This window comes from Streptomyces sp. NPDC032126 (genome assembly GCF_055580085.1).
In genome coordinates this window covers 183,291-194,629 of record NZ_JBVIMA010000005.1, presented here as the reverse complement: position 1 = coordinate 194,629, position 11,339 = coordinate 183,291, and the positions used below count along the sequence as shown (strand labels likewise).

11 protein-coding genes are annotated in these 11,339 nt (G+C 72.0%); 7 read left to right on the top strand and 4 right to left on the bottom strand.

Annotation, left to right across the window (positions count from 1 at the left end; genetic code table 11):
• Nucleotides 1-94 precede the first annotated feature (94 nt).
• The 5 genes from ACZ5NW_RS20370 (at nt 95) to ACZ5NW_RS20350 (ending at nt 3,989) form a co-directional block, all read left to right on the top strand.
• Nucleotides 95-1,180, top strand: coding sequence for an S-(hydroxymethyl)mycothiol dehydrogenase (locus ACZ5NW_RS20370; protein WP_468745256.1), 1,086 nt, complete (start codon nt 95-97; stop codon nt 1,178-1,180).
• Nucleotides 1,180-1,809 carry an MBL fold metallo-hydrolase gene (locus tag ACZ5NW_RS20365; RefSeq protein ID WP_468745255.1) on the top strand — a complete coding sequence of 210 codons (630 nt, stop codon included), beginning with the start codon at nt 1,180-1,182 and terminating at the stop codon, nt 1,807-1,809. The genes ACZ5NW_RS20370 and ACZ5NW_RS20365 overlap by 1 nt, the downstream gene beginning before the upstream one ends.
• A gap of 90 nt (nt 1,810-1,899) precedes the next feature.
• Nucleotides 1,900-2,814: an SDR family oxidoreductase gene (locus tag ACZ5NW_RS20360; protein WP_468745254.1), complete on the top strand. Its 915-nt coding sequence runs from the start codon at nt 1,900-1,902 to the stop codon at nt 2,812-2,814.
• Nucleotides 2,815-2,964: 150 nt separating this feature from the next.
• Nucleotides 2,965-3,660 (top strand): L,D-transpeptidase family protein, encoded by a 696-nt coding sequence (locus ACZ5NW_RS20355; RefSeq protein WP_468745632.1) that lies wholly within the window; start codon nt 2,965-2,967, stop codon nt 3,658-3,660.
• 161 nt (nt 3,661-3,821) lie between these two features.
• The gene (locus ACZ5NW_RS20350) at nt 3,822-3,989 is read left to right on the top strand and encodes a hypothetical protein (RefSeq protein ID WP_468745253.1); all 168 of its coding nucleotides are present in this window, start codon (nt 3,822-3,824) and stop codon (nt 3,987-3,989) included.
• A 49-nt stretch (nt 3,990-4,038) separates the two neighbouring features.
• On the opposite strand, the gene ACZ5NW_RS20345 is transcribed toward ACZ5NW_RS20350, so the two are convergent.
• Nucleotides 4,039-5,427 carry a S1 family peptidase gene (locus tag ACZ5NW_RS20345; RefSeq protein WP_468745252.1) on the bottom strand — a complete coding sequence of 463 codons (1,389 nt, stop codon included), beginning with the start codon at nt 5,425-5,427 and terminating at the stop codon, nt 4,039-4,041.
• A 184-nt stretch (nt 5,428-5,611) separates the two neighbouring features.
• Between ACZ5NW_RS20345 and ACZ5NW_RS20340 the strand changes: the two genes are divergently transcribed.
• Nucleotides 5,612-5,992, top strand: coding sequence for a PPOX class F420-dependent oxidoreductase (locus ACZ5NW_RS20340; RefSeq protein WP_468745251.1), 381 nt, complete (start codon nt 5,612-5,614; stop codon nt 5,990-5,992).
• Between the two features lie 104 nt (nt 5,993-6,096).
• Here the strand turns inward: ACZ5NW_RS20340 and ACZ5NW_RS20335 are convergent, their stop codons facing one another.
• From ACZ5NW_RS20335 to ACZ5NW_RS20325, 3 genes are all read right to left on the bottom strand, one after another.
• Nucleotides 6,097-8,877, bottom strand: coding sequence for an alpha/beta hydrolase family protein (locus ACZ5NW_RS20335; protein WP_468745250.1), 2,781 nt, complete (start codon nt 8,875-8,877; stop codon nt 6,097-6,099).
• A gap of 185 nt (nt 8,878-9,062) precedes the next feature.
• A complete protein-coding gene (locus tag ACZ5NW_RS20330; RefSeq protein WP_468745249.1) occupies nt 9,063-9,473 on the bottom strand; it encodes a Zn-ribbon domain-containing OB-fold protein in 411 nt (136 codons plus the stop codon).
• A 137-nt stretch (nt 9,474-9,610) separates the two neighbouring features.
• Nucleotides 9,611-10,300 carry a TetR family transcriptional regulator gene (locus ACZ5NW_RS20325; protein WP_468745631.1) on the bottom strand — a complete coding sequence of 230 codons (690 nt, stop codon included), beginning with the start codon at nt 10,298-10,300 and terminating at the stop codon, nt 9,611-9,613.
• A gap of 190 nt (nt 10,301-10,490) precedes the next feature.
• On the opposite strand from ACZ5NW_RS20325, the gene ACZ5NW_RS20320 reads away from it, so the two are divergent.
• Nucleotides 10,491-11,318, top strand: coding sequence for an ATP-grasp domain-containing protein (locus tag ACZ5NW_RS20320; protein ID WP_468745248.1), 828 nt, complete (start codon nt 10,491-10,493; stop codon nt 11,316-11,318).
• The last annotated feature ends 21 nt before the right edge of the window (nt 11,319-11,339 follow it).

Genomic DNA, 11,339 nt, shown 5'->3' with positions numbered 1-11,339 from the left:
CCCCGCATGCCCCGTGGCGTGATCCGCGCCCCTACCGATCAGTTGCGTCTAGGGTCGGAGCGGGACAGCGACCTGCGATGAAAGGGGCAACACCATGGCGCAGGAAGTGCGAGGCGTGATCGCACCGGGCAAGGGCGAGCCGGTGCGGGTGGAGACCGTCGTCGTGCCGGACCCCGGGCCGGGGGAGGCCGTGGTGCGGGTGCAGGCCTGCGGGGTGTGCCACACCGACCTGCACTACCAGCAGGGCGGGATCAACGACGACTTCCCGTTCCTGCTCGGTCATGAGGCGGCCGGCGTGGTCGAGTCGGTCGGCGAGGGGGTCACGGACGTGGCGCCCGGTGACTTCGTGATCCTCAACTGGCGTGCCGTGTGCGGGAATTGCCGGGCCTGTCTGCGCGGCCGGCCCTGGTACTGCTTCAACACGCACAACGCCCGGCAGAAGATGACCCTCACCGACGGCACCGAGCTGTCCCCGGCCCTCGGCATCGGCGCCTTCGCCGAAAAGACTTTGGTGGCGGCCGGCCAGTGCACCAAGGTCGACCCGGCCGTCTCCCCGGCGGTGGCCGGCCTGCTCGGCTGCGGCGTCATGGCGGGCATCGGCGCCGCGATCAACACCGGCAACGTCGGCCGGGGCGACTCCGTCGCCGTGATCGGCTGCGGCGGCGTCGGTGACGCGGCCGTGGCGGGGGCGAACCTGGCCGGCGCCGCGCGGATCATCGCCGTGGACATCGACGACCGCAAACTGGAGAAGGCCCGCACACTGGGCGCCACCCACACCGTCAACTCCCGGGAGACGGACGCGGTCGAGGCGATCCGCGAGCTCACCGGCGGCTTCGGCGCCGACGTCGTCATCGAGGCGGTCGGCCGGCCCGAGACGTACACCCAGGCCTTCTACGCCCGCGACCTCGCCGGCACGGTCGTCCTCGTCGGCGTCCCCACCCCGGAGATGAAGCTGGAGCTGCCGCTGCTGGACGTCTTCGGGCGCGGCGGCGCGCTGAAGTCCTCCTGGTACGGGGACTGTCTGCCCTCCCGCGACTTCCCGATGCTGATCGACCTGCACCTCCAAGGGCGCCTGCCGCTGGACGCGTTCGTCTCGGAGACCATCCGACTCGACGAGGTGGAGAAGGCGTTCGAGCGGATGCACCACGGCGACGTGCTGCGCTCGGTGGTGGTGCTGTGATGACCGCGCGCATCGAACGCCTCGTCACCTCCGGGCAGTTCACGCTCGACGGCGGCACCTGGGACGTCGACAACAACGTCTGGATCGTCGGCGACGACCACGAGGCGATCGTCATCGACGCCGCCCACGACGCCCGGGCCATCGCCGAGGCCGTCGGCGGGCGCCGCCTCACCGCGATCGTGTGCACCCACGCCCACAACGACCATGTGAACGCCGCGCCCGCCCTCGCGGACCTGACCGGCGCCACCATCTGGCTGCACCCCGACGACCTGCCGCTGTGGAAGCTCACCCACCCCGACCGCGAGCCCGACGCGCATCTGCTCGACGGCCAGGTCATCGAGGCCGCGGGCGCCGACCTGACCGTCCTCCACACTCCCGGGCACGCGCCCGGCGCGGTCTGCCTGTACGACCCCGGCCTCGGCACGCTCTTCACCGGCGACACCCTCTTCCAGGGCGGCCCGGGCGCGACCGGCCGCTCCTACTCCCACTTCCCGACGATCGTCGCCTCGATCCGCGATCGGCTCCTGACCCTGCCGGCGGACACGAAGGTCCTCACCGGCCACGGCGACTCGACGACGATCGGCGCGGAGGCACCTCACCTGGACGAGTGGATCGCCCGGGGCCACTGAGCACAACGGCGGGAAAAGACGACAGAGGATGTCCGGCTTCCACGCGACCCTCGATGACGACATCGACGGAACACGCGCAGGAGGTCGGACATGCCGGGCCCACTGGAAGGCAAGGTCGCACTCGTCGCCGGAGCGACACGAGGTGCCGGACGCGGCATCGCCGTGGAACTGGGGGCGGCCGGGGCCACCGTCTATGTGACGGGACGCACCACCCGCGCCCATCGCTCGGAGTACGACCGCCCCGAGACGATCGAGGACACCGCCGACCTGGTCACCGAGGCGGGCGGTGAGGGCATCGCCGTCCCCACCGACCACCTCGTACCGGAACAGGTCCGCGCGCTCGTCGAGCGGATCGCCGGTGAGCAGGGCCGCCTCGACGTCCTCGTCAACGACGTCTGGGGCGGCGACCGGCTCTTCGAGTGGGACACCACCGTCTGGGAGCACGATCTGGACAACGGGCTGCGGATGCTGCGCCTGGGTGTGGAGACCCACGCGATCACCAGCCATTACGCGCTGCCCCTGCTGCTGCGCCACCCCGGTGGCCTGGTCGTGGAGATGACCGACGGAACCGCCGAGTACAACCGGGACACCTACCGCGTGAACTTCTTCTACGACCTCGTCAAGACGTCCGTCGTACGCATGGCCTTCTGCCTCGGCCATGAACTCGGCCCGCGCGGGGCCACCGCCGTCGCGCTCAGCCCCGGCTGGTTGCGCTCGGAGCTGATGCTGGACCTGTTCGGCGTGCGCGAGGGCAACTGGCGCGACGCGCTGGAGAAGCAGCCGCACTTCGCCATCTCCGAGTCACCGCGCTTCGTCGGCCGGGCCGTCGCCGCCCTCGCCGCCGACCCGGACGTGTCCCGCTGGAACGGGCAGTCCCTGTCCAGCGGCGGCCTCGCCCGGGAGTACGGCTTCACCGACCTCGACGGCAGCCGCCCGGACGCCTGGCGGTACGTCGTCGAGGTGCAGGACAAGGACCGCCCGGCGGACACCACCGGCTACCGCTGAGGCGTCACGCGCCCGGCCGTCCGGCCGGCCGGGCACCGGGGAAGTTCACTGTTTCGTCACAGCTCACATCCGCCTACAACCCCAACGCCCCCTTCGGCTGTCTAGGTGAGCGAGATCGTCGGAGAACAGGGTGAGGGAGAGGGCTGGGTCATGGGGGACATACGCAGACGAGGAGTGGTCGCGCTCGGAGTGACGGGGCTGGTGGCGCCGCTCACGCTGGCCGTCGGGGCCGCGCCGGCCCAGGCCGCGAGCTGCTCCACGCAGGCGGGGCCGTACCAGAAGCAGGTGGAGAAGTTCCTCGGCCGGCCGGTCGACGGCCGGCAGTCCACGGCCGACTGCAGGGCCATCCAGGCCTTCCAGAACAAGCACGGCATCACGCCGAACATCGGCTACGCGGGATCCGTCACGTGGGGCGTGATGGATCTCATGAACAAGCAGAAGGCGGTGGGCTCCCACCCGAACCGGGACGGCAAGTGCCCCACCAACAAGGGCCGTATCGCCTGTGTGAACCTCACGCTCCAGATCAGCTGGATCCAGGACGGCAACAGGCTCGTCTACGGGCCCGTCCCGGTGCGCACCGGCCGAAACGGGTACGAGACCCGCACCGGGCTGAAGAAGATCTACTGGAAGCACAAGAACCACGTCTCGAACATCTACAACGTGCCCATGCCGTACAGCCAGTTCTTCGACGGCGGCCAGGCGTTCCACTCGGTGAACCTCAGCATGTGGAACCCGCCGGGCTCGCACGGCTGCGTCAACATGACGAGCGCCACAGCCAAGAAGTACTGGTCGCTGCTGAAGACCGGCGACGACGTCTTCATCTACGGCCGCAAGCCCGGCACCTGACCGTACCGAGCCGGGCGGACGACGCGTTCGGGCAGTTCAGCGCGGTGAACTGCCCGACGGGTCGGGACAGATGGACGTGATCAGCAACACGGTCCGGAATGTCCGGAATATCACGTATTAACTCACGTGGCCTTCACCTCCGACCCCGTAAGATTCACACCATGTCCACCACTGTTGAACCCCTCTCCGAGCGATCGGCCGCGGAGGTCAACGAGGAGATCCGGGCCCTGTGGCTCCGGTCGGGCGGGACACTGACCGTCGAGCAGCGCGAGGAATATCAGCGGCTCGTCATGGAGTGGGCCGCCGTGGCCCCGCAGCGGGCGGCCTGACCGCCGCCGCACCGCGGGGCCGGCCGTCGCCGCAGCCCCGGATCCCTTGTCACCCCCACGTCGCCGAGTAATACCGCTGATAGGCCTTGCGATCCTGCTCCGCACGGATGTAGCGGGTCGCGACCAGCGCGACCAGACTGCCCGCGATCACCAGCAGCCCGGGACCGATGTTCCGCGGGTCGGTGAGCCGGGCCGCCAGCGTCTGTCCGGCCGCACCCGTCACCGGAGTCCGGGACCCCGGCGAGACCGACCCCGGCGCGATCGCCGCCTCGGTGGCCGAGGAGGACGGCGCGGGCGCACCCGAGGCCGCCCCCGCGGCGTTCTGCCCGCCGGCCGCCGGCGCGGACACGATCAGCTTCACCTTCAACTGGGTCAGCGCCGCCGTCAGCGGCTGGAAGAAGGTCGTACCCCCCGACGTGCAGTCGCCGCTGCCGCCCGACGTCACCCCGAGCGCGATCCCCTCGGAGAACAACGGGCCGCCGCTGTCCCCGGGTTCGGCGCACACATCCGTCTCGATCAGCCCGGTGACCGTCCCCTCGGGGTAGTTCACCGTCGCGTTGAGCGCGGTCACCTTGCCGTCGTGCAGCCCGCTCGTGCTGCCGCTGCGGAACACCCGCTGGCCGACGGACGCGTCACCCAGGCCGGTGATCCGCACCCCGTTGCCGTTGCCGATGGCGACCACGTCGGCACCGGCCCCCGCCGAGCCGCTGTCGTACGGGATCAGCGAGAAGTCCGCGCCGGGGAAGTTGGAGGTGGTCGTGCGGCCCAGCTGCTGACTGCCCTGGTTGTCGGCGAACCACAGCGAACCGGCCGGCCCGCAGTGCCCGGCCGTCAGGATGTAGTCGCGCTGCCCGTCGGTCACATTGAACCCGGCCGAACAGCGACCGCCGGTCGACAGGATCGGCTGGGCCCCGTTGAGCCTCGGCGTGAAGGTGCCCGAGGTGCGCTCCATCCGCACGAAACTGCCGAGGTGGCCCGCCACTTGGGTCAGCCGCGCCCAGTCGGACGCGGACACGGTGCTGTCGCCGCGCACCACGATCCGGTTGTTCGGATAGTCCATGGCCCAGGAGGTGCCGGCCACCCGGGGAGCCGAACGCAGGGCCTCGGTGGCCGACTTGAGCTCGTTCATGCTGTGACCGACCACTCTCGGCTCGGCACCCGCCCCGCGGACCTCGGCGGCGGCCTTCTCGTCGGTGACGGCGACCACCGTCCGCCCGTCGGCCCCGATCCAGCTGCCCGCCGTACGGGCCGAACCCAGCCGGGTCACCAGATCCGCGCCCGTCTCGGCGAACGTCCGCGCCGCTCCCCGGCGCACCGACGCGTCCGGCGGCTCATTCGCCATGGCCGCCTGCGTGACCATGGCTCCTCCCAGGAGGAGTCCGCCGACGGCCGCCAGTCGTGTCACCCGGCGAACTGTCCGTCGTCGTACGTGCCTCATGCATGGCTCCCGAACCCCGAACGCGCGGCCTCGACACCGCGGGGCGCTCCGGTCGTCGAGCACCCGTAGTCCATACGTACCGAGGCGGGCCGGCGTTCACCGGATCCACCAGGAAAGCGATCATCCCGTGACGCCCGGGAACGCCGGGGTTTCTGGTATGGGCAGCACATCTAGACTGCCGGGCATGGACGAGACGTCGCTGGAACGGCTGGGCGCGGGCAAGTATCTGCTGGTGACCAGCTATCGCAAGAACGGCACCGGGGTCGCGACCCCGGTCTGGGTGGTGCGCGACGGGGACGCCCTGGGTGTCTGGACCGCCGCCGACTCCTGGAAGGTCAGACGCATCCGGGCCCGCGGCGAGGTCCTCGTCGGCCCCTGCGACCTGCGCGGCCGCCCGACGGGCGAGCAGGTCCCGGCCAAGGCCGAGATCGTGGACGCGGCGACCGCGGGCCGCTACCGGCAGCTGATCGCCCGCAAGTACGGCATCACCGGCCGGCTCTCCCTGCTGGGCAGCAGACTGCGCCGGGGGCCGGACGGCACGGTGGGCATCCGTGTGACGCTCTGAGCCGACAAGGGGGCCCGGACCGTGTGGTCCGGGCCCCTTCTTGCTCTGTGCGGGATCCGCGGCTCGGCCGTCCGCGTGAGCTACGGCCTCGCCGTGCCCGGGATCTACGGTGTGTCCGTCACCGTGCCCGTGAGCGTGATGCCGCCCGGCACCGGCCGGGAGTCGAAGTCGCTCTGCACCAGACGCAGCGACTCGGCCGGCTCGGCCACCTGGTCGGCGACCGTCGGCACGCTCACGTCGAGCGTGGTGGTCCCCGCCGGGAAGGTGAGCCACATCCAGGCCTGCGTCTGCGACAGCGGCCGCTCCGGGTCGGCCTCCGCGCCGGTCCACTCCTGCAGCCACCGCGGGTCGACGTCCTTGGTGGACAGCTCCGTCCCCTCGGTGACCGGCGAGATCAGGAACGGCAGCCAGATGTCCACGTCGGCCGCCTCGGCCAGCGACATCCGCCAGGCCAGGGCCTTCCCCTCGGTCACCTTGTCCGCGACCGGCGTCACCGTGATCGCGGGCATCGGGTCGTCGTTCTCGACGGTGATCCCGCCCCGGTGCGACCCGATCACGGCGTTGTGGACGGCCTTGACGGCGATGTCGTGCTGGACGTCGTCCCCGAACCGCGTGTCGCCCTTCACCTCGACGCTCACGTCGATGTCGTGGCCGCCGGGGTGCACCGTCACCAGCTTGTCCTTCGCCTCACCGGTGACCGGATCGATGACGTAGACACGGACCTGGCCGCTGCCGTGCCCGGAGACGCGGACCGGCACCTGGTAGGTGCGCACGCCCGAGTCGCCCTCCTTGACCTTCGTGCGGCCGACGTCGACGCGCGGCAGCGCCGCCGCCCGCACCGCCGGGGTGCCGGGGCGCCAGCCCCAGGCGTCCATCAGCCAGGCCCGCCCCGCCGTCGAACGCGGCGTCAGGTCAAGGGACTTGATGTGCTTGAGGTCGACTCCGGCACGGGTCGCGGCGGTCAGCGGGACGCGCACCTCGCGCGCCCAGTAGGAGGCGGTGCGCTCGCTGCCGGGCAGCCCGTCGACCGTGACCCGGCCCAGTGCGGCCCGGTGGCCGGCGGAGTCCGTGACGGCCACGTCGAGCCGGGTACCGCTGGTGTTCGGCGGTACGAAGACACGCAGCGCGAGGCTCTGGGAGCCGGCCAGCGACAGCGCGGCGGACGGCTGGACGTGGGTCGTCGTGCCCGGCGCGGACCAGTTCAGCGCCACCGCGCGGCGGTCGGTCTCCCGCTGGGTCTCCCAGGTCGCGAAGTGCGGGGACGACCCCTTGGTCTCCGGGCCGAGGCAGGCCGCGGCCGGGGCGGGATCGACCGCCGAGCACAGCTTGCCGCCGCCGCTCACCCGGACCGCGCCGTCCGGCAGGAACCCTGCGCCCCGCCCCGCTCCGACCGCGTGGGTCAGGACCCGGGCCGGGTCGGCGGACGGCGCGCGCAGGCCGGTGCCGTCCAGGAGCGGGCGGGCCCGGTCGTCACCGGCGACGAACAGCCGGGCGGCGGTGGCGATGTAGGTGGCGCCCGCCTTGTGCTGCTGGTCGGCGGTCAGCCGGGTGCGGGTGCCCGGCGTGCACACGGGGTCGCGCTGGTCCGGGTCGTCGAAGAAGTCGTCCTCGGCGGGCGCGTGGGCCTGGCCCGGGGTCCACTCGCTGTTGAAGAAGTTGTGGTTGGCGCCGACCACGTAGACCGCGCTGTGCAGGGCCGCGCCCTTGCTGACGCCGCGGGTGCCGTCGACGTAGACCTCGCCCTGAAGGTCGGACACATCGCCGTCGCAGCCCGGCAGGATCGTCACGGACGGCACGTCGGCGACGGGATTCTGGCCGAAGATCGTCGGTCCGATGAGCACGGTGCCGCGCACCTTCCAGCGCACCGGCCCCCGGTAGCCGTCCTGGTCGGCGGGCGGCGGGTAGAGGCTGTCCAGGGCGGCGCGGTTGACGCCCTCGCCGCCGCGCGAGTGGCCCACGAGCAGGACTCGCGACAGATCGGCCTTCGCCAGGTCGCGTACGGCCGCGGGGGCGTGCGCCGGGTGGGCGGCCCAGTCGGCCCAGCGCGCGAGGTGCTGGCGGACCAGCGAGGAACGGGCCTGCGCTCCGCCGTCGTCGGCCTGGTAGTCCTGGCCGTTGATGCCGTTCGCGGAGATCGACACCGTCACATAGCCCTGGGAGGCGAGGAGTTGCTGGTCGCGCAGATAACCCAGGTGGCTGGGGATCGGCTTGGTTCCGGCCGGGCAGGGCCAGTCCCCGCTGACGTCGTCGCCGCCGGGCTTGTAGCAGGTGGAGTGGCGGCCGTGCAGGAACAGGGCGAGGGGGCGCTTGCCGGTGGCGCCCTTGGGCGCGACGACCTCGGCCCGCATCTCGACCGGCGCGGGGAAGCCGGGAAGCTTGACCGGGTCCAGGTCGTACGCGCCGCTGACCGTGCGGTACGAGCCGGGCTTGCCGGGGTCCACCGCACCGGCCGCCGCGAGGGCCGGAGGCTGCTGGGCGGCGAGCGCGCTCCGCCCGCCGGGAGCGGGGGAAGGCGTGGGCGCGTCCAGCCGGCGTCCACCGGCGGTCACCTGGAGGTCGTCCAGGTCCGTCGCGTGGGTGTTGTCGAGGGCCAGCCGGAAGGTCCGGCCGTCCTTGTCGGCGAGCGGAACGCCGAGCAGCCGGTCCGCGGTGCGGAACTCCACGCGCGCGTCACCCATGGCCAGCGGCCGGGGCGCGCTCCACATCAGCTCGCGTTCGGCGCCCTGCCCGGAGATCCGCCAGCCCGGCGGAAGCTCACTGTTCGTCGTGGAAGCGGTCGACGGTCTTGCGCCGGACGGCTGTTGGGCCTGCGCCAGCCCGGGTGACCCCGCCAGTGCGGCGAGCGCCGCGATGGCGGTGACCCCTATGCGCCGGGCACGGATCAATGGATCCTCCTCTTGCTCGGAGCGCGGGCGCCCCGTCTCCTCCGGGGGCCTCACGCGCCCCGGAAGATGCGGAAGAGGATCTATGGGTTTCCTGTGACAACGGAACCTGCCCGGCGACCGCAAAGATCCGGACACCGGATCCGAGGGCGCCGCCGACCGCGCGGGTCACGTCATGTGACGGACCGTCAGGTCCAGGCTCGGTACGGCTCGTCGAGCAACTGGAAGACCGGCTCGCCCCGCACGGGGTCCTCGGCGGTGGACAGCCGGACGCGGTCGCCGCTGTGGACGCCGATGGGCGGGCCCATGACCCGGCCCCGTACGACGAAGCCCTCGGCCATCTCGATCAGCGACACATTGCGCGCGGCGGGCGTGTTGCGGTGCACCACCGTCGAGTGGCGGACCGTGCCCACGCCCTCGCTGCGCTCCGTGCTGAGCTCACTGCCCCGGCACACCGGACAGAGCACCCGGTGGTACATCGCGGTGCCGCACCAGGTGCAGCGCTGGAAGAGGATCGCCTCGTCCCTCGCGCCCGCGCGGTCGAGGACGCCCGCCGTGCCGGCCGCCTGTGCGGCGGCGCCTGCCGAGTAGTGGTACACGCTGCTCAACTCCCTGCGCTCGCCCGGAATCCCGTGCGCGCGGCGGGGCCGCGCACACGTGTGCGCGGTTCACCGTGCCACCGTGCACGGCCTCAGCGTATGGCACTGAGTGCCACGCGTAAAGGCACTGCGTACCCCTAAAAATCCCGGCCGCCGAGCGTGGTCTCGATCTCCTGCACCACCCGCCACAGCGGCGCCCCGCGCCGGGACACCACCACGACCACGTCCTCGGGTCGCTCCCCGGCGGGCGCCACGGTCACGGGTGCCGCGGCGGGCGCGCCGAACGCCGACTGCACGTACGCCAGCGCGTGATCGACCGTGGCGGCGGCGTCGCCCCGCCCGTCCGAACGCAGCCAGGAGCGCAGCGCGTTGTTGTGCGCGGCGACCACCGCCGCCGCGATGACATCGGCCTGGAGGGTCCCGTCGCGGCGCCCGGCGAAGCGCCCGCGCAGATACTCCGCGAGGGCGCGCTCGTAGCGCCACACCACACTCAGCTCGTACGCCCGCAGGCCGGGCACCTGCTTCGTGAGCCGGTAGCGCTGCACCGAGAACGACGGGTTCTCGGCGTACATCCGCAGCACCAGCCGGGCCGCGTCGCACACCCGCCGCACCGGCTCGTGCTCCTCCCCGCTGTCCGCGAGGAAGGCGGTCATGTCGGTCAGGCACCGCTCGTGGTCGGGGAAGACCACGTCCTCCTTGGACGGGAAGTAGCGGAAGAAGGAGCGCCGACCGACCCCGGCGAGGGCGACGATGTCGTCGACCGTCGTCTGCTCGTACCCCCGCTCCAGGAACAGCCGGAAGGCCGCCGCGACGAGGGCGTCCCGCATGGGCGGCTTCGCCTCCGCCTTGTCACCGGTGCTGGTGTCGCTGGAGCTCATGGAGGGGAACGTAGCACCCGGACGGCGATCATGGCACTCAGTACCCTTCATCAGGGAACTGAGTTCCTTTTCCCAGGTCACGCCGTGCGGCCGCTAACCTGTTCGGGTCCGCCCGCGCCGTCGCACCAGGAGCGTCCGCATGACCGCCGCCCGCCCCCGCGTCCTCTATGTCACCGACCTGGCCTACCCGGCCCGCGGGCGCCGCTACTGCGACGAGGACATCTTCCTGACCTCCCGCCTGCGCGAGGACTTCGAACTGGCCCTGTGCCATCCGCTGGACGCGGCGGCGCTGATGGACGGCTTCGACGCGGTCGTCGTGCGCAACAGCGGCCCCGTCCTGGCGTACCAGAAGGAGTACGACGGCTTCCGCGAGCGCGCGCTGAGCCGGGGCGCGCGCGTGTACAACCCGCTCACCGGGCGGGCGGACATGGCGGGCAAGCAGTACCTCCTCGACCTCTTCGCGGCCGGCCACCCCGTCATCCCCACCGTCGACCGGCCGGACGAGCTGCACCGCCTGCCCGCCGCCGAGCGCTATGTGGTCAAGCCCAAGCTCGGCGCCGACTCCATAGGGCTGCGGATCGTCCCGCGCGAGGACCTGCCCGCGCTCGCCGACGGCACGGTCCTGGTCCAGCCGTGCGTCGACTTCGCCTACGAGGTCTCCTTCTACTTCGTCGACCACGCCTTCCAGTACGCCCTGTACGCGCCCGACCCTGACCGCCGCTGGGACCTGGCACGGTACGAACCCGACGCCGCGGACCTGGAGTTCGCCCGCCGGTTCATCGACTGGAACGGCCTGGAGCACGGCGTCCAGCGGGTCGACGCCTGCCGCGCCCCCGGCGGCGAGCTGCTCCTCGTCGAACTGGAGGACCTCAACCCCTATCTCTCCCTGGAGGCCCTCGACGACGAGCGGCGCGACGCCTTCGTGGCCGCGTTCACCGCCTCGCTGCACGACTTCGTTGCACGCTGAACCACCGCGCGGCCGCGCCCG

Coding starts and splice junctions, on each gene's coding strand:
- ACZ5NW_RS20370 (WP_468745256.1), top strand. CDS start 95: ATGGCGCAGGAAGTGCGAGGCGTGATCGCACCGGGCAAGGGCGAGCCG.
- ACZ5NW_RS20365 (WP_468745255.1), top strand. CDS start 1,180: ATGACCGCGCGCATCGAACGCCTCGTCACCTCCGGGCAGTTCACGCTC.
- ACZ5NW_RS20360 (WP_468745254.1), top strand. CDS start 1,900: ATGCCGGGCCCACTGGAAGGCAAGGTCGCACTCGTCGCCGGAGCGACA.
- ACZ5NW_RS20355 (WP_468745632.1), top strand. CDS start 2,965: ATGGGGGACATACGCAGACGAGGAGTGGTCGCGCTCGGAGTGACGGGG.
- ACZ5NW_RS20350 (WP_468745253.1), top strand. CDS start 3,822: ATGTCCACCACTGTTGAACCCCTCTCCGAGCGATCGGCCGCGGAGGTC.
- ACZ5NW_RS20345 (WP_468745252.1), bottom strand. CDS start 5,427: ATGAGGCACGTACGACGACGGACAGTTCGCCGGGTGACACGACTGGCG.
- ACZ5NW_RS20340 (WP_468745251.1), top strand. CDS start 5,612: ATGGACGAGACGTCGCTGGAACGGCTGGGCGCGGGCAAGTATCTGCTG.
- ACZ5NW_RS20325 (WP_468745631.1), bottom strand. CDS start 10,300: ATGCGGGACGCCCTCGTCGCGGCGGCCTTCCGGCTGTTCCTGGAGCGG.
- ACZ5NW_RS20320 (WP_468745248.1), top strand. CDS start 10,491: ATGACCGCCGCCCGCCCCCGCGTCCTCTATGTCACCGACCTGGCCTAC.